The organism is Paraburkholderia terricola, from assembly GCF_900142195.1.
GTDB classification, from domain to species: Bacteria; Pseudomonadota; Gammaproteobacteria; order Burkholderiales; family Burkholderiaceae; genus Paraburkholderia; species Paraburkholderia terricola.
Map to the genome: position 1 here is coordinate 34,617 of NZ_FRAB01000022.1, position 22,778 is coordinate 57,394.

The following is a 22,778-nucleotide window of genomic DNA, read 5'->3' on the forward strand; positions in this document are numbered from 1 at the left end:
TCGTTCCTTTTTGATGTCGATTCGTTTCTGGTAGCGGAGGGCACGGGGTCACGCGACCCTAACACCCCTTAGCGATTCCTTGGGCGGCGGATATTCGAGTTTCAACGATTCGAAGGTGCGCAGCAGCAACTCGGCGATCATGACGTTGCGGTGCGTTTTCGAATCGGCCGGCACCACGTACCAAGGCGCGTATTCGGTCGACGTCGCCGCCAACGCGTCGCGATACACCGCCTGATATTTGTCCCAGTGCTTGCGGGCATCGAGATCGGACACGTCGAACTTCCAGTGTTTGCTCGGATCGTCGATGCGCGCTTGCAAGCGCACGCGCTGCTCGTCTTTCGAAATGTGCAGCATGCACTTGAGGATGGTCGTGCCGCTATCGGCCAGCATCTCCTCGAACTGGCGAATGTGGCGGCAGCGTTGCTCGAAGCCTTGGGCATCCAACGTGCCGAGCACGGTGGGCACGAGCAGGTCTTCGTAGTGACTGCGATTGAAGACGGTCAGCTCGCCGGCGGCGGGCGCCTGCGAATGCACGCGCCACAGAAAATCATGCGCGAGTTCGGTGGCGGTGGGCGCCTTGAACGGCACGATGCGCAAGCCGAGCGGATCGACTTCATGAAACACCGCGCGGATGGTGCCGTCCTTGCCGCTCGTGTCCATGCCTTGCAGCACCAGCAGCACGCGACGCTTCTGCTGCGCGTGGAGACACTCCTGCTGTATGTCGAGCTTCGCGCCGATCTCGGACAAGCGCGCCCGGTCGGCGTCTTTCGAACCGCTCGAAAACGGCCTTGCGGCGGGGTCGACGTTGCCGAGCGAGAACTTGCCGTTCTTCTTGCCGGCCTCGAAATACGGCACGCGGAAGTCGTCGAGTTCGGGTTGCTTCGCCATTCACACTCTCCGTGATCTGCGTTCAAACGGGCCCGTAAATGAAACGGGCCGTTGCCCCACTTTCGTTTCCGGCAACGGCCCGCGATGTCTGAAGCTCGCGCTTCAACCGGGTTTCCCCAACTGCGTCTGAACTGCGCGCCGGCTCAGGACAGCTTCTTCTTCAGCAGCTCATTCACCTGCGCCGGATTGGCCTTGCCCTTGGTCGCCTTCATCGCCTGGCCGATCAGCGCGTTGAACGCCTTGTCCTTGCCGGCGCGGAATTCCTCGACCGACTTCTGGTTCGCGGCGAGCACTTCGTCGATGATCGCTTCCAGCGCGCCGGTGTCCGAAATCTGCTTCAAACCCTTGGCCTCGATGATGCGATCCGCGGCGGCTTCGTCCGTGGCCTTTTCCTCCCAGATCGCGAGGAAAATTTCCTTGGCGATCTTGTTCGAGATCGTGCCGTCGGCGATACGTTGCAACAACAGCGCAAGCTGCGCGGACGAAACCGGGCTTTCGGCGATATCCAGGCCTTCGCGATTCAGTTGCGACGACACCTCGCCCATGAGCCAGTTGGCCGCGACCTTGGCGTTCGCCGGGCCGACCTTGGCGACCACCGCTTCGTAGTACGCGGCCATCGCCTTACTCGACGTGAGCATGTTCGCGTCGTACGGCGTGAGGCCGTATTGCGTCACGAAGCGCTGTTGAATCGCTGCCGGCAATTCCGGCATCTCGCGCTTCACACGCTCGACCCACGCCGGATCGATCACGAGCGGCATCAGATCGGGATCGGGGAAATAGCGGTAATCGTGCGCGTCTTCCTTGCTGCGCATGGAACGCGTTTCGCGCTTGTCCGGATCGTACAGCCGCGTTTCCTGCACCACCGTGCCGCCTTCCTCGATCAATTCGATCTGACGGCGCACTTCGTACTGGATCGCTTCTTCCAGAAAGCGGAACGAGTTCAGGTTCTTGATTTCGGCGCGCGTGCCGAATTCCGCCTGACCGACCGGGCGCACCGACACGTTCGCGTCGCAACGGAACGAGCCTTCCTGCATGTTGCCGTCGCAAATTCCGAGCCACGTGACGAGCGTGTGCAGCGTTTTCGCGTAGGCGACCGCTTCCGCCGCGCTGCGCATTTCCGGCTCGGTGACGATTTCCAGCAGCGGCGTGCCCGCGCGATTCAGGTCGATGCCGGTCATGCCCGCGAAGTCTTCGTGCAGCGACTTGCCGGCGTCTTCTTCAAGGTGAGCGCGCGTGAGATTGACGATTTTCTCGTACGCTTCCTTGCCCGCCTTTTCGTTGGCCGGCACCTGGATCTTCACCTGCCCGCCCTGCACGACGGGGATTTCATACTGGCTGATCTGATAGCCCTTCGGCAGATCGGGATAAAAGTAATTCTTGCGCGCGAAGATGCTGCGCGGGGCGATCGTCGAACCGATCGCGAGACCGAACTGGATCGCGCGCTCGACGGCGCCGCGGTTCATCACCGGCAAGGTGCCCGGCAATGCGAGATCGACAGGGCACGCCTGCGTGTTGGGCGCGGCGCCGAACTGCGTCGAAGCGCCCGAGAAAATCTTCGATTGGGTCGACAGTTGCGCGTGGGTCTCCAGACCGATCACGACTTCCCATTGCTTGGTCATGGTGCTCACACTCCTGCCGGTGCTTTGCGGTGCCAGTCGGTCGCGCGCTGGAACGCGTCGGCCACCTGCAACATCCGGGCTTCATTGAAATAGTTGCCGATGATCTGCAGGCCCACCGGACGCTGCGCATTCGCGCCCGCGCCGAAGCCGCACGGCACGCTCATGCCCGGCAAACCGGCGAGGCTCACCGACAGCGTGTAGATGTCGGCCAGATACATCTGCACGGGGTCGTCGCCTTTCGCGCCGAGGTCCCACGCCACCGACGGCGCGACCGGTCCCATGATCACGTCGCACTGCCTGAACGCCTCCTGGAAATCCTGGGCGATGATGCGGCGGATTTTTTGCGCCTGCAGGTAGTACGCGTCGTAATAGCCGTGCGACAGCACGTAGGCGCCGACGAGAATACGGCGCTTCACCTCAGGTCCGAAACCTTCGGCGCGCGACTTCTTGTACATGTCGAGCAGATCGCGATACTCCGCGGCGCGATGGCCGAAGCGCACGCCGTCGAAACGCGACAGGTTCGACGAAGCTTCCGCCGGCGCGATCACGTAGTAGACGGGGATCGACAGTTCGGTTTTCGGCAACGAGACTTCGACCAGCGTTGCGCCGAGTGCTTCGTATTGCTTCAACGCGGCGTCGATGGCGGCACGCACGTCGTCGGCGAGACCCGCGCCGAAATACTCTTTCGGCAGGCCGATGCGCAAGCCGGCGAGCGGCTTGCTGGCGCCGTCTTCCTGCCACGGCTTGCCGATGTAGCGCGTGTAGTCTTCGTCGTCGCGAACGAGGCTCGTGGAGTCGCGTTCGTCGAAACCGGCCATTGCGTTGAGGAGCGTCGCGCAGTCCGCGGCGTTCCGCGCCATCGGGCCGCCCTGATCCAACGACGAGGCGAACGCGATCATCCCGTAACGCGACACGCGGCCGTAGGTCGGCTTGATGCCGGTGATGCCCGAGAACGATGCCGGCTGACGGATCGAGCCGCCCGTATCCGTGCCGGTGGCGGCCGGCGCGAGACGCGCGGCGACCGCAGCCGCCGAGCCGCCCGACGAACCGCCGGGCACAGCCTGACGATCCCACGGATTCTGCACGGGGCCGAAGTACGAATTCTCGTTGGACGAGCCCATCGCGAACTCGTCCATATTGGTCTTGCCCACGCACACCATGCCGGCGTTCTGCAGACGCGCGACCACGGTTGCGTCGAACGGACTCTGATAGTTCGACAGCATCTTCGAGCCGGCGGTGGAGCGCCAGCCCTTGGTGACGAACACATCCTTATGCGCGATCGGCAGGCCGGCCAGCGGACCCGCGTGGCCGGTGTGCAGCAGCGCGTCCGCGGCTTTTGCCTGCGCGAGCGTCAGATCGGCATCGACCTGGATGAATGCGTTGAGGCTATTGGCGGCGTCGATCCGCTTCAGATACAACTGGGCCAGTTCGACTGCGGAGCATTCCTTGGCCGCCAGTGCGGCGCGCAGTTCGGTCAAGCTTTTTTCATGCATTGCGTTTTATCCTGAAGAGCGCGGCAGCGCGGGCGACGCTGCCGTTTGGGCGTTCGGCTGCCCGCCGGCAAGCCGAGCCGAGGAAGCCGGATGGCGCGGATTCGAGCGGTATTCCGTTCGCACGCCGTGCCGGGCTTGATGCGCGATTCTTACTCGATCACCTTCGGCACGAGGTACAGGCCGTCTTGCACGGCCGGCGCCGGGCGTTGGAAAGCTTCGCGTTCGACTGTTTCGGTTACCGCGTCGTCGCGCAGGCGCAGCGCGACGTCTTCGATCTGCTCGATCGGATGAGCAAGCGGGGCGATGCCAGTGGTATCGACCGCCTGCATCTGCTCGACGAGGCCAAAGAAGTCATTGAGCTGGACGAGCGTGTGCTCAGCGTCGGCTTCGGCGAGGTCGAGCCGCGCGAGATGCGCGATGCGTTTTACATCGGTCAGGGTCAGAGCCATGCAGTCACCGGAAAATGTGGTGGACCGCCGCGGCAACGAAAAAATAATGCCGCGACAGCGGGTTACGACGCTGGAGGAAGACCTCGAAAAAGGGGCCAGCGGTGGCAAAAAGTGCCAGCCGTTTCCTTCAAAACATCCAAAATTATAAGGTATCATTACGCGTTCGACCCAAACCCGGACCGACTTAACACGGCCTTTCCGATCAGTTCTCAAAGATGGTTCGGATTTTTCTAACGTGGCTTTGCACCGGCCTCCGGTAGACTCCCCCGCAGCTTCAAGATCAGCGGCGCCCATTTCGCCCGGTTGAGGCTGTTATTTTTTCCGCTGCCGCCCTGCGCATATGTTGCGAGGCCCGGCGCCAAGCGAGACAGGATTTTGAATGTTCGGTTTTTTGCGCAGCTATTTCTCCAACGATCTGGCCATTGACCTTGGCACTGCCAATACGCTCATCTACATGCGTGGCAAAGGTATCGTTCTCGACGAACCGTCGGTGGTCTCGATCCGCCAGGAAGGCGGTCCCAACGGCAAGAAAACCATTCAGGCAGTCGGTAAGGAAGCCAAGCAGATGCTCGGCAAGGTGCCGGGCAACATCGAGGCAATCCGCCCAATGAAAGACGGCGTGATCGCCGACTTCACCGTTACCGAACAGATGATCAAGCAGTTCATCAAAACTGCCCATGAATCGCGCATGTTCTCGCCGTCGCCGCGCATCATCATTTGCGTGCCGTGCGGTTCGACTCAGGTCGAGCGTCGTGCCATCAAGGAAGCCGCGCACGGTGCCGGCGCTTCGCAGGTCTATCTCATCGAAGAACCCATGGCCGCCGCGATCGGCGCTGGCTTGCCGGTGTCGGAAGCTACCGGCTCGATGGTCGTCGACATCGGCGGCGGCACGACGGAAGTCGGCGTGATCTCGCTCGGCGGCATCGTATATAAAGGTTCGGTGCGCGTGGGCGGCGACAAGTTCGACGAAGCCATCGTCAACTACATCCGCCGCAACTACGGCATGCTGATCGGCGAACAAACCGCCGAGGCCATCAAGAAAGAAATCGGCTCCGCGTTCCCGGGTTCGGAAGTCAAGGAAATGGAAGTGAAGGGCCGCAACCTGTCGGAAGGCATTCCGCGCAGCTTCACGATTTCCAGCAACGAAATTCTCGAAGCCCTCACCGATCCGCTGAACCAGATCGTGTCGTCGGTGAAGATCGCGCTCGAACAAACGCCGCCGGAACTCGGCGCCGACATCGCCGAGCGCGGCATGATGCTCACGGGCGGTGGCGCACTGCTGCGCGATCTGGACCGCCTGCTCGCGGAAGAAACCGGCCTGCCGGTGCTCGTCGCCGAAGACCCGCTCACGTGCGTCGTGCGCGGCTCGGGCATGGCGCTCGAACGCATGGACAAGCTGGGCAGCATCTTCTCGTACGAGTAAGCGAGCCCGTCTCCATGTCAGTAGCGCGGATCAGGCAAACGGCCCCTTGCGGGCCGGTTTGCCGTTGGCTGGACCTTCCAGCCTCCGCGTGCTGAACGCGCGTCCCCGGCGCGCCGCCGTCTCACCCAACCGCTCACGCCCCCGGCGCCGACCATGGAATACAGTCCGCCGCCCCTGTTCAAGCAAGGCCCATCCGCACTCGCGCGGCTGGTGTTTTTCGTCGTGCTGGCGCTGGCCCTGCTGATCTCCGATGCACGGTTCAAAACGCTCGAGATCGTTCGCGGCGTGCTCGGTGCCGGTCTCTACCCGTTGCAGCGCGCGGCCCTCGTGCCGCGCGACGTCTTCATGGGCGCCGCCGACCTCGCGGTGACCAGCGCCACGCTGCGCAGCGAAAACGACAAGCTGCGCACGAAAGACCTGCAACTCTCGCAGCAAGCCAATACAGCCGCCGAACTGGCCGCCGAGAACGCCCATCTGCGCGCGCTGCTGCAACTGTCGCAGCGCGCCACCACGCAATCGCTGCCCGCTGAAATCCAGTACGACACACGCGATCCGTTCACGCAGAAGGTGGTGATCGGCCGTGGCGCGCAGCAAGGCATCCAGAACGGCTCGCCGGTCGTCAATGAAGACGGCGTGGTCGGCCAGGTCACGCGTGTGTTCCCCTTGCAGGCGGAGGTGACGCTCCTCACCGACAAGGATCAGGCGGTGCCCGTGCAGATCGTGCGCACCGGTTTGCGCAGCGTGATTTACGGTACGCCGAAGGGCGATACGCTCGATCTGCGTTTCGTGCCGATCAGCGCCGACGTGCAAACCGGCGACGAACTCGTCACCAGCGGACTCGACGGCATTTATCCGCCGGGGCTGCCGGTCGCCAAGGTGGTGCGGGTCGACAAACAGGCCGATACCGCCTTTGCGCGCGTGATCTGCCTGCCGGTCGCACCGGTGCGCGGCGCGCGTCAACTGCTGGTGCTGCATTACGTGAACGACATACCGCCGCGTCCGCCGGAAGAGCCCGATCCGGCCACCGCGGCGAAAGAAGCCGCGAAGGCCAAGAAAGCCGGCAAGGGTGCGGACAGCAAGGCTGCGGCGGATAAGTCCGCAGCCAAGCCAGCCGGGAAACCGGCTGAAAAACCCGCGGCCGCCGCCAGGCCTGCTGAGAAAACACCGGCCGCGCCCGCCGCCACGGAGAAAAAATCCGCCGCCGAAAAGAAGCCGACCGCTGACAAGAACGTGAAGCCGCAAGCCGCGCCGGGGGCGCAACCATGAACCGTCCGCAATACATTCTGCAGCCGGTCAATCCGTACTTCATCGCGTTCAGTCTCGCTGCGGCGTTCCTGCTGAACCTGATGCCGTGGGGGCGCCTCGTCGGCGTGCCGGACTTCGTCGCCCTCGTGCTGCTGTTCTGGAACGTGCACCAGCCGCGCAAAGTCGGCATGGGCATCGCGTTCTTCCTCGGCTTGTTGATGGACGTGCACAACGCCAGCCTGCTCGGCGAGCACGCGCTGGCGTACACGCTGCTGTCGTACGGCGCGATCACGATCCACCGCCGGGTGCTGTGGATGCCGCTCGGCGTGCAGACGTTCGCGGTCATGCCGCTTCTCGTGGTCGCGCAACTGGTGCCGTTCGTGATCCGTCTGCTGACGGGCGCGGCGTTTCCGGGCTGGGGTTATCTGATCGACGGCTTCGTGGAAGCCGCGCTGTGGCCGATTGCAAGCATCCTGCTGTTGATGCCCCAACGCCGCCCGGCCGACCCGGACGACACCCGGCCGATTTGATCGATCACGCAGCGAGCGCGCAGGCCGTTCCAGTCGAACCCACGCCCGCGGCCCGCTCGACGCACGTCGCCGTTCATGCCTCCCGGTTCCGACCGGATCAGGCGCACACTCATGATGGCCGCGACCCGGCCTTTTTGCAGAATCGCATGACCGAATTCAAGGACACTCAGCAACAGCTCTCGAAGTTCCGCGTGCGCGTGGCGGCGGCGGGCGTGTTCGTGTTCGTCTGCTTCGGGCTGATCGGCTTCCGTTTCCTGTTCCTCCAGGTCTGGCACTACAGCAAGTACTCGCTGCAAGCGGACGAAAACCGCATCTCGGTCGCGCCGATCGTGCCGAACCGCGGCATCATCACCGACCGCAACGGCGTGGTGCTGGCCAAGAACTACTCGGCCTACACGCTTGAAATCACGCCGTCGAAGCTGAACGATTCGCTCGAAAACGTGATCGACAGCCTGGCCACGGTCGTCTCGATCGACGCACGCGACCGGCGCCGCTTCAAGAAGCTGCAGGAAGACTCGAAGAACTTCGAGAGCCTGCCGATCCGCACCCGCCTCACCGACGACGAAGTCGCGCGCTTCACCGCGCAGCGCTTCCGTTTCCCCGGCGTGGAAGTGCGCGCGCGCCTGTTCCGCCAATATCCGCTCGGGCCGACCGCGGCGCACGTGATCGGCTATATCGGCCGGATCTCGCAGCGCGACCAGGAACGCATCGACGACGCCAGCGACCAGAACGACAAGGACCCGGACCACTACGATCCGCGTCTGGACGCGAACAACTACAAGGGCACCGACTACATCGGCAAGATCGGCGTCGAGCAGAGCTACGAGACCGAGCTGCACGGCCAGACCGGTTTCGAGGAAGTCGAAGTCACCGCCGGCGGCCGCCCGGTGCGGACGTTGTCGCGCACCCAGGCGACGCCCGGCAACAACCTCGTGCTGTCGCTCGATATCGGCTTGCAGCAGGTCGCCGAGCAGGCATTCGCGGGCCGCCGCGGCGCGCTGGTCGCGATCGAGCCGGCCACGGGCGACGTGCTCGCCTTCGTGTCGGCGCCGAGCTTCGATCCCAATTCGTTCGTCGACGGCATCGATCAGCAAACCTGGGACGAGCTCAACAACTCGCCGGATCACCCGCTTCTGAACCGCCCGCTGCACGGCACCTATCCGCCGGGCTCGACCTACAAGCCGTTCATGGCGCTCGCCGCGCTGACGCTGCACAAGCGCACGCCGGGCTGGGGCTTCCAGGATCCGGGCTCGTACACGTTCGGCGGCCACACGTTCCGCAACGACGTGCGCTCGGGCCAGGGCTGGGTCGACATGAACCGCGCGATCGTGGTGTCGAACGACACGTATTTCTACATGCTCGCGCACGATCTCGGCGTCAATGCGATCGCCGGCTTCATGAAGCCGTGGGGTTTCGGCCAGATCACCGGCATCGACATTTCGGGCGAGGCGCGCGGCATTCTTCCTTCGACCGACTGGAAACGCAAGGCGTATCGCAAGCCCGAGCAGCAACGCTGGTACGAAGGTGAAACGATCAGCCTCGGCATCGGCCAAGGCTACAACTCGTTCACGATCCTGCAACTCGCTCATGCCACCGCCACGCTTGCGAACAACGGCGTCGTGATGAAGCCGCACCTCGTGCGCGACGTCGAAAATCCGATCACGAAGGACACGCGCGCGGTCGTGCGCGATCCGACCGACAAGCTCGCCGTGAAGCAATCCGATATCGACATCATCAAGCGCGCGATGGAAGGCGTCGTGACCAACGGCACGGCGTCGAAACTGTTCATCGGCGCGCCGTATCTGGCGGCCGGCAAGACCGGCACGGCCCAGGTTTACTCGCTGCAGGGCGCGAACTACCGCGGCCATGCGACGACCGCCGAGCACCTGCGCGATCACGCGCTCTTCATTGCGTTCGCGCCCGCCGAGCAGCCGAAGATCGCGCTCGCGCTGATCGTGGAAAACGGCGGCTGGGGCGCGGAATCCGCCGGTCCGATCGCGCGACGTGTGCTCGATTATTACCTCGTCGGCAAGAACAAGCCCGGCGCGCAAGCAGCGGCTATCGCGACTGCGGCTTCCGCGACCCAGGATGCCTCCGCGCCCGAAGTGGGCGGCGCACCGGCACCTCAGGATGCGGCGACGCAGCCGGTCAGGATCGCCGCGGGCTTCACGGCGTTGCCGATGCCGGGCGCGGCTTCTGCGGCAGCGGCGGCTTCTGCCGCGGCGGCGGCATCCGCATCGGCGGCGGCATCGGCGGCGGTGGGCTCGTCGGCGCCCGCTGCGACGGGTGCGGGGGCGTCGGCAGCCACGCCCGCGTCCTCCGCCGTAAAGACGCCGCGCAAACCCCGCGCTCCGCATCCACCCGGTCCGGGTAGCGAGCCGGCGCCGAGCGCCGCCGCACGCCCCGAAGGAAATCCCGTCGCAGAACCGTCGCGGGATAACGGCACTCAGCCCACGTCGCCACGCCAGCCGGTTTCCGGCGGCATCGACGAGTAAGGAGAAAGGCATGCAATTCGACAAGCGCGCCTGGCTCGACCGCATCAAGCGGATGTTCGCGGGCTTCGACCGTCCGCTCGCACTGATCGTGTTCCTGCTGTTGTGCGTCGGCCTCGTCACGTTGTACAGCGCGAGTCTGGACGTTCCCGGCCGCGTGGAAGATCAACTGCGCAACATCATGCTGACGTTCCTACTGATGTGGGCGCTTGCCAATGTGCCGCCCACCATGCTGATGCGCTTCGCCGTCCCGCTTTATACGTTCGGGATCGCGTTACTGGTCGCGGTGGCGTTGTTCGGCCTCACGCGCAAGGGTGCGAAGCGCTGGATCAACGTCGGCGTGGTGATTCAGCCTTCGGAGATGCTGAAGATCGCCACACCGTTGATGCTCGCGTGGTACTACCAGCGCCGCGAAGGCGTGATGCGCTGGTATGACTATCTGGTCGGTCTGCTGATTCTCGCGGTGCCGGTCGGACTGATCGCCAAGCAGCCCGACCTCGGCACCGCCGTGCTGGTGTTCGCGGCCGGGTTCTTCGTGATCTACTTCGCGGGTCTGAGTTTCAAGCTGATCGTGCCGGTGCTGCTTGCCGGGGTGATCGCGGTCGGCTCCATCGCGGCGTTTCAGGACAAGATCTGCCAGCCGCAAGTGCAGTGGCCGCTCATGCACGACTATCAGAAGCACCGCATCTGCACGCTGCTCGATCCGACCTCCGATCCGCTCGGCAAGGGCTTCCATACGATCCAGGCGGTGATTGCAATCGGCTCGGGCGGCCCGCTCGGCAAGGGCTGGCTGAAGGGCACGCAGGCGCATCTGGAATTCATCCCCGAGAAGCACACCGACTTCATCTTCGCCGTGTTCGCCGAAGAATTCGGGCTGGCGGGAGGGATCGTATTACTCGTCCTGTACATGCTATTGATCGCGCGCGGACTCTATATCGCGGCCAATGGAGCCACGCTGTTCGGACGTCTGCTGGCCGGATCGCTGACGATGGCGTTTTTCACCTACGCGTTCGTCAACATCGGCATGGTGAGCGGCATCTTGCCGGTGGTAGGCGTGCCGTTGCCGTTCATGAGTTACGGCGGCACCGCGCTCACTACGCTGGGGGTCGCGGCCGGCCTGATCATGAACGTCGCGCGACAGAAACGGTTGATGCAGAGCTAGCGCTCCAGCGCGCTGGCAACCGCAAACCGATGCGGGCTGTCGCAAACAAAGCGCCGCAACGAATTCGACGAACCGGAAGGGGCGCACCGCAAGGAGCGCCCTGTTTCGTTTACGGCCTCGTTCACTGCAGCGTTCACTGCGGTTTCACTTCCTTCCGATCCCGCAACTGCGTGCTGAGCTCCTGGTACTTGAGCCGCGCCGCCGGATCGCCCTGTGCCGCGGCGGCCGCGTAATAGGCACGCGCCACGTTCAGGTTCTTGTCCACGCCGTCGCCGCCGCGCTCGTAGAACGAGCCCGTCACGTATTGCGCGGTCATGTCGCCGCCCTCTGCCGCTTTCTTGTACCAGACGAATGCCTGCTTGTTGTCGCGCTCGGTGCCGCGGCCGTCGAGGAACTGGTTGGCAAGCGCAAGCTCCGCCTGCACGTGCCCTTGCTGCGCGGCCTTCAGGAACCAGCGATGCGCCTCGACCGGATCGCGCCCGACGAACTCGCCATCGTCGTACATCTTGCCGTACACGTATTGCGCGTGAGACATGTTGGCGTCGGCGGCCTTGCGCAGCCATTTCTTGCCTTCATCGACGTTGGCCGGGGTGCCTTCGCCGTTGAGCAGCATCATCGCGTAATTGAACTCGGCGAGCCGGCTGCCGCGCTCGGCGGCCTTGCGGAATTCGGCAAGCGCCGCGGTCAGATTGCCGGCGTTGTAGTCCGCGACCGCGGTTTGCGTCTCGGCATCGGAAGGCTTCGCGACCCGGTCCTGCGCATGCGCCGCCACGTTCGCCATCAACACCGCCGCAATCGCCAGGCGCGCGACGACGCCCTGCACCTTCACCTTCATGACCTCACCTCCTGCAACGCCTGGCGAGTCGCGCGCAACATCCACAAGACGTCGGCGGCCAGCGCGATAAAACGAAAACCGGCATCGCGATACTGCCTCGCGCTCACGGCGTCCATGGCGAAAATGCCCGCCGCGATGCCGGCCTTGTCGGCGGCGCTGACGATGCGCGCCATCGCCGCCTGCACGTCGGCGTGCTTCGAATCGCCGAGATGACCGAGGCTCGCGGCCAGGTCGGCCGGTCCCGCGAACAGGCAATCGACGCCTGGGGTCGCCGCGATCTTTTCCACTTCTTCGAGGCTGCGCGCCGACTCGATCTGCACGATGGTCGAGATCTGCGCATTCGCCGTCTGCACGTAGTCGCGCCGCATGCCGTAGGCTCCCGCCCGCACCATGCCGGCGACGCCGCGCTGACCGTCGAGCGCCTCGGCGCTCGGATATTGCGTGAGACGCACGGCATGCGCCGCTTCGTCCGCCGACGCGATATTCGGGAACATCAGCGTGCGCGCGCCGGCATCCAGAACGCGCTTGACGAGCCACGCCTCGGTGGCCGGCACGCGCACCACCGGCTCGCTCGGCAGATGCGCCGCCGCGATCGCGCGCAATTGCGAAGTAACGTCGCCGCTATCGTTCGGCGCGTGTTCCATGTCGATCAGCAACCAGTCGAAACCCGCGTGCGCGAGCGCCTCCGCCGCGGCGTCGCTGCCGAGCGACAGCCACAGGCCGAACAGCGGATCGGCTTCCTTCAACCGTTGCTTGAGGGGATTGGTGAAAGTGCTCATCGGCGCGCTCCGTCACGGCGACGGGATACGTCGTGCGGAAAGCGACTCAGGATGCGGGTGATGCAGTGCAGGCGAACGCCAGGACTCTCGCGGCCCGGCTGCCTGCTGCGACGCAATGCGGTGACCGGCATGTCTCGCTCCGTATGGTTATCGGAGCGATCATACCGTGACAATAACGCGGGGGTTCGGCGTGCGCGATCGGCCTTGGCGCTTAATCGCGGACCACGTCGGCCCAGCAATTCGGCGTCTCGTACAGACGCAGCTTGTGCAGACGCAGATTCACGCCGTAATGCGCGTCGTAGACGTTCGCGAGAATGTCGAACGCGACGGCGGCAAGATTCTCGACAGTAGGGATGCGGTCGAGCACGACCGTCTTGTGGCCGGCCATCGTTTCCAGAAAGCCGCGCACCTGCGTATCGCCTTCGTAGACGAGGAACGCATGGTCCCACTTGTCGACCAGATGCTCGACGGCGAGCGACTTCACATCGGCGAAGTCCATCACCATGCCGCGGTCGGGCGCGCCTTCGGTGTCGACCAGATCGCCTTGCAGCGTGATTTCGAGCACATAGCGGTGGCCGTGCAGATTACGGCACTGGCTGCGGTGATCGGGGATGCGGTGACCCGCATCGAATTCGAGTTTTCGTGTAATCGTCAGCACGGCAAGTCAGGGAATGTTCAGATACTTGTGGGTCTGCATCGACAGGCGCCATTGCGGATGGCGTTTGCACCAGTCGATCGCGAGTTTGGTGTTGATGTCGCGCGACGGGCCGTCCATGGGCTGGACGAGGAAATACTCGAAGTCGAGCTTCGCATAGTCGGACAGGCGCTGGTTGTCCTGCGGAATCACGACCTTCAGTTCGTTGCCCTTGGTGACGACGAGCGGCGCGCCGGCTTTCGGGCTCACGCAAATCCAGTCGATGGTCTCGAGCACCGGCAGCGAGCCGTTGGTTTCGATGGCGATTTCAAAGCCGGCCGCATGCAGCGCGTCGACGAAGGGCGGGTCGATCTGCAGCATCGGCTCGCCGCCGGTGCACACCACGAAGCGCTCGCCCTCGCCTTGCGGCCACAGGGACGCGATCATTTGCACGAGTTCCTCGGCGCTACGGTATTTGCCGCCGTTCTCGCCATCGGTGCCGACAAAATCGGTATCGCAGAAGCGGCACACGGCATCCGCACGATCTTCCTCGCGGCCCGACCACAGATTGCAGCCGGCGAACCGGCAGAACACTGCCGGACGCCCGGCGTTCGTGCCCTCGCCCTGCAACGTGTAGAAGATTTCCTTGACCGCGTAAGTCATGCTGCTTTTTGCCTCGTGTTCCTGAAGATGCTGCCTGTTCGCATGCTGCCGTGGCCAGGCGTAGGTGCTGCCCAGCGCCCCGTATTCAAGTTCGCCGCGCGGCGTATGCCGGCGTGGGCGTTGAAACCAGACCCGGCCTCACACCGGCTCGGTGACCTTTTCGCCGGCCAGATACGCTTCGTAGCCGCGCTTGCGCAAGCGGCACGCCGGGCATTCGCCGCAACCGAAACCCCACGCATGCAATTCCGCGCGCTCGCCGACGTAGCATGTATGCGTTTCAACGCGCACCAACTCGACCAGCTCGTCGCCGCCCAGCTCGTGCGCGAGACGCCACGTGTCCGCCTTGTCGAGCCACATGAGCGGCGTTTCGAGCAGGAAACGCGAGTCCATGCCGAGGTTCAACGCAACCTGCAATGCCTTCATCGTGTCGTCGCGGCAATCGGGATAGCCGGAAAAATCCGTCTCGCACATTCCGCCGACCAGCACTTGCAAACCGCGCCGATACGCGATGGCCGCGGCAATCGTCATGAACATCAGGTTACGGCCCGGCACGAACGTATTCGGCAAACCGTTGGCCGTGGCTTCGATCGCGATTTCGCGCGTCATGGCGGTATCGCTGATCGAGCCCAAGACCGACAAGTCGATCATATGATCGTCGCCGAGGCGCTTCGCCCACGCCGGAAATGCGCGCGCGACGGCCTGACGGAATCCTTCGCGGCATTCAAGTTCGACGCGATGCCGCTGACCGTAATCGAAGCCGAGCGTCTCGACCGTTTCGTAGCGTTCGAGCGCCCAAGCGAGGCACGTGGCGGAATCCTGGCCGCCGGAAAACAGCACGAGAGCGCTACGTTTAGCGTCTTTGCGGATCACCGTGAAACTCCGTGAATGATGAGCGCCGCGTCGCGCTGCGCGAGGTGCGCCATGCGAGCAACGCGACGCGTGCCGGCATTGCTGCCGGCCCAAATCAGTATAGGCCGCGCCTTCCGCGCGCAGAGTCGCTGGGCGTTATACCGATCGTCGGGCGAAAGCTTTGGTGCCAGTTGCCGATTGTCGCCCTGGCCGCTCCCATGCCGGGTTGCAGCGCAAAAGGTCCGCCCAGAAACGCCAAAGGACTTGGCTGGCGCAGCGGCACTCAGGCGACCCACTCGCATGCAAGTCCTTGAACTGACGCGATTTTATCATGCGACGCCGAATACCGCCGCGCCCGTCTCGGCACACCGCGCGTACAGGCCGAAGCAACGAAAGCCCGTCAGAAAAGGAAAAGCCCCAGGAATCTTGCGATTTCCTGGGGCTGAATCCTGGTGGCCTGGGACGGAATCGAACCATCGACACGCGGATTTTCAATCCGCTGCTCTACCAACTGAGCTACCGGGCCAACGAAGAACGAAATGATATCAAAGGGTCAGCAGGCGGGCAAGTCCCTTCTCGAAAAATCTGCCCCGAGCGGCCCTCGCGCCGGCCGCAAGGGCTACTTATTCCCCTTTGTTCTTGCCGAGATCGACGCCGAGCTGCTTGAGCTTGCGGTACAGGTGCGTGCGCTCCAGACCGGTTTTTTCGGCGACGCGCGTCATGCTGCCGTTCTCACGTGCGAGGTGATATTCGAAGTACGCGCGCTCGAAGGCGTCGCGCGCGTCGCGCAACGGGATATCGAACGAAATCGAGGCCGTTTGCGCAGCCAACGCGCCGCTGCCGATACCGTCCGCGGACAGCATCGGCAACGCGGCCGCCGAAGCCACGGCCGAGGCGCTGACCGGCAACATCGGCTTCGCCGCCGCGCCGCCGGGCGCACTCGCCGCATTGCCACGCGCGAGGCCCTGCTCGACGGCCTTCAGCAGCTTTTGCAACGCGATCGGCTTCTCGAGAAAATTGAGCGCGCCGATCTTGGTCGCTTCCACCGCGGTATCGATGGTTGCGTGACCGGACATCATGATCACCGGCATGGTCAGTTGCCCCTGCGCGGCCCACTCCTTGAGCAACGTCACGCCGTCGGTGTCGGGCATCCAGATGTCGAGCAGCACCAGATCCGGCGCCTGGCGCAAGCGGAACTCGCGCGCTTCCTGCGCGTTTTCCGCAGCCTCCACGACATGCCCCTCGTCGCTCAGGATCTCCGAGAGCAATTCCCGGATGCCCATTTCATCATCTACCACCAGGATGGTTGCCATTTACGCTGCCCTTGTCTGCACTGTTGCTTTTGTCGTTCCCTGCGACGCACCGCCGTGCGCCGGCCGCGACCCTGTTTCGGGCGCCGCGGCATCGTCTGCCAGTTGAAGGAAGAGAATCGAAATCTGCGCGCCCTCGACCACATCGCCCGCTTTCATCCGGTTGCGAACGTCGATGCGCGCGCCATGTTCGTCGACGATCTTCTTGACCATCGCAAGACCCAGACCCGTACCTTTGGCCTTGGTCGTGACGTAAGGCTCGAATGCACGGGTGAGGATACGCGTGGGGAAACCGGGTCCGTTATCCGACACCGTCAGACGCACCGCGACACGTACTTTGCCTTCCGCGTCGGGGTCTCCGTATTCTACTGTCCTCGTTTCGAGCAGCACATGCGGCTGTTCGACGTCGGCTACCGCATCCTGCGCATTCTGCAGCAGGTTGTGAATCACCTGACGCAATTGCGTCGCATCGCCCCGGATCGCCGGCAACGCCGCGAGTTCGACCTGAATCGCGCTTTTGCCTTCCTCGATACCGTACAGCGTCAGCACCTCGCTGACCAGTTCGTTCAGTTGCAGATGCGCGAGCACGGCCGGGGGCGTGCGCGCATAGTCGCGGAAATTGTCGACCATCTGCTTCATTGCCGCGACCTGGTTGACGATCGTGGTCGCGCCGCGCTTCAACACGTCGGCGTCCGTCGGCGACAGCTTGTCGGCGAGCTTCATTTGCAGACGCTCCGCGGAAAGCTGGATCGGCGTGAGCGGATTCTTGATCTCGTGCGCGAGGCGGCGCGCGACTTCGCCCCACGCGATCGAACGCTGCGCGGAGATCACGTCGGAAATGTCGTCGAACACGACCACGTAGCCGGACGTTTGCATGTCTTCCGCGTCGCGGTCGGTGGCGGAGACGAGGCGCGCGCCGCGCACGAGCAACGTGAGCGGCTCCGTCTCGCCCGGCACCTGTACCGAGAATTGCTGCTGCCAGTGGCCGCGGTCGTCGTGACCGTCGCCGCTCGCCGCTTCGCGATCGGCAAAGGCCTTGCGCACCATGCCGCCGAATTCGCTCAACACGCCGATCTGCTCGAGCGCGGAACCCATCACCGTTTGGAACGGCTGGCGGAAAATCCGCTCGGCGCCGCGGTTCGCGGTGGTGAGACGGAATTGCCGGTCGAACACGAACACGCCCGCGGTCAGGTTCGCGAGAATGCTTTCCAGATACGCCTTCGAATGTTCGAGCGCGATGCGGTTGTTTTCGACCGCCGCGCGCGCCTCGGACAACTGCCGCGTCATCGCGTTGAACGATTGCGTGAGGAAGCCCAATTCGTCGCGCGACTTGATTTCGCGCTTCGGCGTGTAGTCGCCTTCGGTAATTTCCTTCGTGCCCTGCGCAAGCAGGAACAACGGCCGCGCGAGCTGATTGCCGAGCGCGAGCGCCAGCATCATCGCGATGAAGGTGGCGAGAAACAGCGCGAGCGTGAGCGTGCCGATATACATCTTGCGCAAGCCGGTGCGCCCCAGCGCCTTCTCCTGATACTCGCGATACGCGCGCTGCACCGCGTCGGCGTTGCGTGCGAGCGATGGCGGCACCGGCTGCGTGAGTTGCAGGAAGCGTTCAGTGGGCTGCAGCAGCGCCGCGTTCGAATCGGGAATGCGCTGCACGATGCGCAGCCGCAACGCACCCTTGCTGCCATGCGCGCGCGGATCGCCGTCGACTTCGCCTTCGATCGCCGCATAACCGCGGCCGCGCGCCTGGTCGATCATCAGCGGCGTGGGCAGATCGTTCGGCACGAGCGTCGCGTAATTGCTGGAGGCTTGCGCGACCACATGCATATCCGGCGTCGCGCCCGACATGCTGCGCGTGGGTTCGACGATCGTCGCGTCCTGCACGCCGAACTGATCACGCAAGCGCAGGAGCGTGAGCGTGGTGCCGGCCGCGTCCGCGCTCGCCAGCTGTTCGGACATCAAGCGGCCCTTGGTTTGCAGATCGGACAGCGATGCGTCGAGCATGCCGCGGCCGAGATTCAGGCCCGAGGTCAGGGCGGTTTCAACGTTCACGTCGAACCACGACTCGATACTGCGCGACACGAACTGATACGAGACGACGTAGATGATGCCGCCCGGCACCACGCCGACCAGCGCCATGAAGAACGCGAGTTTCGCCAGCAGCCGCGTGCCGAACTTCCCCTTTCGCAGCCGCACGATGATGATGATGACGAGCGTCGCCACCACCAGCAGAAAGATCATCGCGACCACGAGGTTCGCGGCATAGAGCCACTGGTAATAGCGGTCGAAGAATTCGGTATTCGCGCTCGCCGCGGCCAGCAGCACGAGCAGCAGCACGGCGGTCACCGCGACCGTGGACACCAGCACGCGCACGACGACGCTGCTGACACTGGTGGCTCGGCGCACTCTATTTAGCACGTTCGGTCACCGTGAAGGTAAAGCGCTTCCATTCGGACGCGAGGTTCCAGTCGCGGTTGTTCACCGCGTCGATCTGGAACGGCTTGGGCATCAGCGCGATGTCGAGTTGCATGCGCACCGACGCGGTGTAAGTCTCGCCGACGTTCACCTGATTGCGCTCGATCACATGCCACGACGGAATGTGCTTGATCACCGCGAGCGCGTCCTTGAGGGTGGTGAAGCCGAGCTGCAAACCGCCGGACGACACGCTCGACACGCGGTATTCGCGCGTCAGCGGCTGGAACGACAGGCGGATGCTCTGCGACACGCTCACCGGTTGCTCGTCGAACCAGTACCAGCGCGGCCGGCTTAGTTCGAAGTCGGTCGTGAAGTAAAGCGGAATGCCTTTATTGACGGCGTCTTCGAGATTGCTGTTCAAGTCGAAGTCGAAACGCGCGTCGAGGCTCCAGCCGGAGTTGTCAGCTTGCAGCGACGCACGCTGCACCGCGATCGAGTCGGCGTGCGCCACGCCCGGTGCGGCCAGCCATACGGCCAGCGCGATCCAGAGCACGGCGGCGAGCCGAAGCGGAAGGAAGCGTTTGATGGTCACCGTTTCTGAAAGCGCGCGTAGAAGAATCCGTCGTGGTCTGAGTTCGCGCCGTCGCTCGCTTCAGCGAGTTGTCCGGCATCGGAACCGGCCGATGTATCGGCGGGCGCGCGAGCGACTGTAGGTAAAAGTTGCCCCGGCGCGTCCAATCGTACCGCATCCTGATACTTGTTTCCAAACCACTGCGCCTGCAATTCGCCTTCTTCTGGAAAGATCGAACACGTAACGTAGAGCAACTCGCCGCCTGGCTTCACGAGCGGCCAAAGCGCGCCGAGAATGCGGCGCTGTTCGGCGACCAGTGCGGGAATATCGGATTCGCGGCGCAGCCAGCGGATATCCGGATGACGCCGCACGATGCCCGACGCCGAACACGGCACATCGGCCAGGATGCGATCGAACGGCTGGTCGATGTCGTCGTGCCATTTTGCCGGCGCGCCCGCGTCGCCGATCCGCACTTCCGCCTCGAGCTTGAGCCGCTGCAGGTTTTCGCCGATGCGGCGCGCGCGCGAGACGTCGCTTTCGAGCGCCACGAGTTGAAGGTTGGCGAGTTCGAGCAGATGCCCGGTCTTGCCGCCGGGCGCGGCGCACGCGTCGAGCACGCGCATGCCGTCGCGCACGCCAAGCAGTTGAGCGGCGAGTTGCGCACCGGCGTCCTGCACTGAGACTACACCGTCCTCGAAGCCGGGAATGCGGTCAACCGGCATTGGCGCGGCCAGCTTGACGGCGTGGTCGCCGGCTTTGCTCGCCGGAATGTGATGGTCCGCGAGCACTTGCAGGTAGGCGTCCACCGTCGAGCGGCGGGCGTTCACACGCAGGGTGAGCGGGCCTTGAGTATTGCCGGCCGCGAGCACCGTTTGCCAGGCGTCGGGCCATGCGCGTTTCACTGCCTCGATCCACCACGCCGGATAGTTCCAGCGCGCGACTTCGTCGGCTTGCGCGGCGTTCAGCAGCGCCTCACGCTCGCGCAAGAAATTGCGCAGCACCGCGTTGACGAGGCCCTTGGCGAACGCGAATTCGCGACGCGCGCCGATCGCGCTCACCGCCTGGTCGACCACGGTGAACGGGGTGTAGGCGGCGCTCGCTTCGTCGTCGACGAGCAAGGCCAGCGCGCACGCGAGCACGTGCCCGACGTGCGGCGGCGGCGCTTTCTTCACCAGCTTCGCGATCAGCCATTCGGCGGTTGCGAGACGCCGCATGGTGCGGTACGCAATGTCCTGCACCGCGCCGCGTGCGGCGGCGGCGCTACCCTCAGGCGCGTTCACGAATACGGATTGCAGCGCGGCGGGCAAAGCCGCGCCGAGACGCACGGCGCCGACGGCCTGGCCCGCGCTGTCGAGCGCGAAGGCGAGCGATTCGGGCGCGAGATGCAGCATCGACAAACGGGATTCGCGCGGACGCGCCGACGGCGAAGCAGAACGCGAAGAAGATTTTTGGGTCATGAAAAAGGCAAGGGCGGGTAGCGCGGTGCGCGCGACGCAAACAGCGGACATTGTAGCGTGGCGCGGCAACGGGGCTTGTGCGACGGGGGCTTGGCGGAGCCGAGGGGTGCGTGAAGGAGACGGTCGAGCCCGTACTTAGCGCATACGCCGCGTAGATCGTGCGGGTTTCGCGATGCCAGGCTCTGCGCGACTTCGCGCGCACGCGGGACGCCGTTGCCGCTCGCGCGATTTTTACTGCCCGAAAAAAAGGCGAGCCCGCGGGCTCGCCCTTCATCGCACCACGTTGACTGCACGCAGCGCTCGTCGCTCGTTATTCGAAGCGCCCCGTGCGTGCCATTTCCATCAGACGCGCGATGCGTTCCTCGGTGGCCGGGTGCGTGGAGAACAGATTCGCGATGCTGCCCCCCGATAGCGGATTCATGATCATCATCTGCGCGGTAGCGGGATGCTGCTCGGCCGTGGGAAACGGAATGCCGCTCGCGTAGCGGTGGATCTTGTCGAGCGCCGAGGCAAGCGCCTGCGGGTCGCCGGAAATCTGCGCGCCGCCACGGTCCGCTTCGAATTCCCGCGCGCGCGAAATCGCCATCTGGATCAGCGCACCCGCGATCGGCGCCAGCAGCGCGACGGCGATGCCCGCGATCGGGTTCGTGGGACGGCCGTTTTCGTCGCGGCCACCGAAGAACATCGCGAAGTTCGCCAGCGCGGAAATCGCGCCGGCCATGGTCGCCGAAATGGTCGAGATGAGAATGTCGCGGTGCTTCACGTGCGCCAGTTCGTGCGCCATCACACCGCGCATTTCGCGCTCCGACAATACGCGCAAAATACCCGTGGTCGCGGCAACCGCGGCGTGCTCCGGATTGCGGCCCGTGGCGAATGCATTCGGCGCGTCTTCGTTGATCAGATAGACGCGCGGCATCGGCAGATTCGCGCGCGTGGAGAGTTCGCGCACCATGCGATAGAACTGCGGCGCGCTGGTTTCGTCGACTTCCTGCGCGTTGTACATGCGCAGGACCATTTTGTCCGAGAACCAGTACGAAAAGAAATTCATGCCGAGGGCGATCACGAGCGCGATCATCATGCCGCGCGACCCGCCGATCATCCCGCCGATCACGATGAAAAGGGCCGTGATCGCGGCCATCAACATCGCGGTTTTGACCCAATTGAACATGTCTGCAACTCCTTGCCTAACGCGGTTCATCTCTGCGCCGCATGATCGCGGCGCCTGATTGTAAGCGAAATGTTAGATATGGGCGCGTGAGGAAAATTCAATCATCTTGATGCGGTGGCGAGTTTGATGCCCAAGCCGACGAATGCACCGCCGACGCCGCGATCCAGCCACTTCTTCACCGACGGCTTGCCGGAAAAACGTTGCGTCACACTACCCGCGATCCATGCGACGAAGCTGTTCCACATCATGCTCATGACGACGAACACGCCGCCGAGCGTGAGAAACGCCAGCGTCTTATGATCGCCGCCGGTGGTCACGAATTGCGGGAAGAACGACACGAAAAACAGCACGACCTTAGGATTCAGCACATTGGTCCAGAAGCCTTGCAGGAAAAGCTGGCGCAGCGACTTGGGGGCACCGGCCCCGCGCGCTTCACCACCCGCTTGATCCGTGGCCGGTTTGGCGAAAATCAGGCGCACGCCGAGATAGATCAGATAGATGGCGCCGACGAACTTGATGATCGTGAACGCTGTAGCCGACGCCGCCAGCAGCGCGGTCAAGCCGAACGCGCAGGCGAGCGAATGAACGCAGGAGCCGGCCGAGATGCCGAGCACCGACATCAGACCCGCGCCGCGGCCCTGAGCAACGCTGCGCCCGACTATGTAAGCCGTATCGGGACCGGGCGTCACGTTTAGCAAAAAGACCGCGACGACGAAGAACTCAAAATGGGTGATGCCGAACATGGAAATCCTCGAAACCTGGACCGTTGCTTAAGTGATTCTAACGCGCAGCGGCT

21 protein-coding genes and 1 tRNA gene are annotated in these 22,778 nt (G+C 64.0%); 6 read left to right on the forward strand and 16 right to left on the reverse strand.

The genetic code is table 11. The features are described from left to right. Nucleotides 1–48: 48 nt before the first annotated feature. The 4 genes from BUE39_RS19340 to gatC all read right to left on the reverse strand — a co-directional run bounded on the left by BUE39_RS19340 (nucleotide 49) and on the right by gatC (nucleotide 4,449). Nucleotides 49–888, reverse strand: a complete 840-nt coding sequence (locus BUE39_RS19340) for a PPK2 family polyphosphate kinase (protein ID WP_073430338.1) — start codon at nucleotides 886–888, stop codon at nucleotides 49–51. Nucleotides 889–1,031: 143 nt separating this feature from the next. Beyond that, nucleotides 1,032–2,507 (reverse strand): Asp-tRNA(Asn)/Glu-tRNA(Gln) amidotransferase subunit GatB, encoded by a 1,476-nt coding sequence (gene gatB, locus BUE39_RS19345; protein ID WP_073430339.1) that lies wholly within the window; start codon nucleotides 2,505–2,507, stop codon nucleotides 1,032–1,034. Between the two features lie 5 nt (nucleotides 2,508–2,512). Further along, nucleotides 2,513–4,000: an Asp-tRNA(Asn)/Glu-tRNA(Gln) amidotransferase subunit GatA gene (gene gatA, locus BUE39_RS19350; protein ID WP_073430340.1), complete on the reverse strand. Its 1,488-nt coding sequence runs from the start codon at nucleotides 3,998–4,000 to the stop codon at nucleotides 2,513–2,515. A gap of 149 nt (nucleotides 4,001–4,149) precedes the next feature. Continuing rightward, nucleotides 4,150–4,449, reverse strand: coding sequence for an Asp-tRNA(Asn)/Glu-tRNA(Gln) amidotransferase subunit GatC (gatC, locus tag BUE39_RS19355; RefSeq protein WP_073430341.1), 300 nt, complete (start codon nucleotides 4,447–4,449; stop codon nucleotides 4,150–4,152). Between gatC and BUE39_RS34900 the strand changes: the two genes are divergently transcribed. From BUE39_RS34900 to rodA, 6 genes are all read left to right on the forward strand, one after another. Further along, on the forward strand, nucleotides 4,448–4,597 hold the full coding sequence (locus BUE39_RS34900) for a hypothetical protein (RefSeq protein ID WP_159442580.1): 150 nt from the start codon (nucleotides 4,448–4,450) through the stop codon (nucleotides 4,595–4,597). The two genes, gatC and BUE39_RS34900, sit on opposite strands and share 2 nt — an antisense overlap. Before the next feature lie 231 nt (nucleotides 4,598–4,828). Further along, nucleotides 4,829–5,872: a rod shape-determining protein gene (locus BUE39_RS19360; protein ID WP_004189550.1), complete on the forward strand. Its 1,044-nt coding sequence runs from the start codon at nucleotides 4,829–4,831 to the stop codon at nucleotides 5,870–5,872. Nucleotides 5,873–6,025: 153 nt separating this feature from the next. Next, nucleotides 6,026–7,138, forward strand: a complete 1,113-nt coding sequence (mreC, locus tag BUE39_RS19365) for a rod shape-determining protein MreC (protein ID WP_073430342.1) — start codon at nucleotides 6,026–6,028, stop codon at nucleotides 7,136–7,138. Next, nucleotides 7,135–7,647, forward strand: coding sequence for a rod shape-determining protein MreD (mreD, locus tag BUE39_RS19370; RefSeq protein WP_073430343.1), 513 nt, complete (start codon nucleotides 7,135–7,137; stop codon nucleotides 7,645–7,647). Before mreC ends, mreD begins: the two co-directional genes overlap by 4 nt. A gap of 146 nt (nucleotides 7,648–7,793) precedes the next feature. Continuing rightward, a complete protein-coding gene (gene mrdA, locus BUE39_RS19375) occupies nucleotides 7,794–10,142 on the forward strand; it encodes a penicillin-binding protein 2 (protein ID WP_073430344.1) in 2,349 nt (782 codons plus the stop codon). A 10-nt stretch (nucleotides 10,143–10,152) separates the two neighbouring features. Beyond that, nucleotides 10,153–11,301 carry a rod shape-determining protein RodA gene (rodA, locus tag BUE39_RS19380; protein ID WP_073430345.1) on the forward strand — a complete coding sequence of 383 codons (1,149 nt, stop codon included), beginning with the start codon at nucleotides 10,153–10,155 and terminating at the stop codon, nucleotides 11,299–11,301. A gap of 133 nt (nucleotides 11,302–11,434) precedes the next feature. Here rodA and BUE39_RS19385 read toward each other — a convergent pair whose 3' ends face one another. From BUE39_RS19385 to BUE39_RS19440, 12 genes are all read right to left on the reverse strand, one after another. Then, nucleotides 11,435–12,082, reverse strand: coding sequence for a tetratricopeptide repeat protein (locus BUE39_RS19385; RefSeq protein ID WP_235004901.1), 648 nt, complete (start codon nucleotides 12,080–12,082; stop codon nucleotides 11,435–11,437). A gap of 50 nt (nucleotides 12,083–12,132) precedes the next feature. After that, nucleotides 12,133–12,915 (reverse strand): HpcH/HpaI aldolase family protein, encoded by a 783-nt coding sequence (locus BUE39_RS19390; protein WP_073430347.1) that lies wholly within the window; start codon nucleotides 12,913–12,915, stop codon nucleotides 12,133–12,135. A 211-nt stretch (nucleotides 12,916–13,126) separates the two neighbouring features. Next, nucleotides 13,127–13,570, reverse strand: a complete 444-nt coding sequence (gene queD, locus BUE39_RS19395; RefSeq protein ID WP_090518804.1) for a 6-carboxytetrahydropterin synthase QueD — start codon at nucleotides 13,568–13,570, stop codon at nucleotides 13,127–13,129. Nucleotides 13,571–13,579: 9 nt separating this feature from the next. Next, nucleotides 13,580–14,212: a 7-carboxy-7-deazaguanine synthase gene (gene queE / locus BUE39_RS19400; RefSeq protein WP_073430349.1), complete on the reverse strand. Its 633-nt coding sequence runs from the start codon at nucleotides 14,210–14,212 to the stop codon at nucleotides 13,580–13,582. A 138-nt stretch (nucleotides 14,213–14,350) separates the two neighbouring features. After that, nucleotides 14,351–15,082: a 7-cyano-7-deazaguanine synthase QueC gene (queC, locus tag BUE39_RS19405; RefSeq protein WP_073430350.1), complete on the reverse strand. Its 732-nt coding sequence runs from the start codon at nucleotides 15,080–15,082 to the stop codon at nucleotides 14,351–14,353. Between the two features lie 429 nt (nucleotides 15,083–15,511). Next, nucleotides 15,512–15,587, reverse strand: a tRNA-Phe gene (locus BUE39_RS19410). Nucleotides 15,588–15,684: 97 nt separating this feature from the next. Continuing rightward, nucleotides 15,685–16,374, reverse strand: a complete 690-nt coding sequence (gene esaR / locus BUE39_RS19415) for a response regulator transcription factor EsaR (protein WP_073430351.1) — start codon at nucleotides 16,372–16,374, stop codon at nucleotides 15,685–15,687. After that, nucleotides 16,375–18,789: a sensor histidine kinase gene (locus BUE39_RS19420; RefSeq protein ID WP_073430352.1), complete on the reverse strand. Its 2,415-nt coding sequence runs from the start codon at nucleotides 18,787–18,789 to the stop codon at nucleotides 16,375–16,377. Beyond that, entirely contained in the window at nucleotides 18,779–19,378 is a 600-nt protein-coding gene (locus BUE39_RS19425) for a DUF4390 domain-containing protein (RefSeq protein WP_073430353.1), read from the reverse strand. The genes BUE39_RS19420 and BUE39_RS19425 overlap by 11 nt, the downstream gene beginning before the upstream one ends. Then, nucleotides 19,375–20,814, reverse strand: coding sequence for a 16S rRNA (cytosine(967)-C(5))-methyltransferase RsmB (gene rsmB, locus BUE39_RS19430; protein WP_073430354.1), 1,440 nt, complete (start codon nucleotides 20,812–20,814; stop codon nucleotides 19,375–19,377). The genes BUE39_RS19425 and rsmB overlap by 4 nt, the downstream gene beginning before the upstream one ends. Before the next feature lie 310 nt (nucleotides 20,815–21,124). Then, the gene (gene htpX, locus BUE39_RS19435) at nucleotides 21,125–21,982 is read right to left on the reverse strand and encodes a zinc metalloprotease HtpX (protein ID WP_073430355.1); all 858 of its coding nucleotides are present in this window, start codon (nucleotides 21,980–21,982) and stop codon (nucleotides 21,125–21,127) included. Between the two features lie 101 nt (nucleotides 21,983–22,083). Further along, nucleotides 22,084–22,725, reverse strand: coding sequence for a LysE family translocator (locus BUE39_RS19440; protein ID WP_073430356.1), 642 nt, complete (start codon nucleotides 22,723–22,725; stop codon nucleotides 22,084–22,086). Between the last annotated feature and the right edge of the window lie 53 nt (nucleotides 22,726–22,778).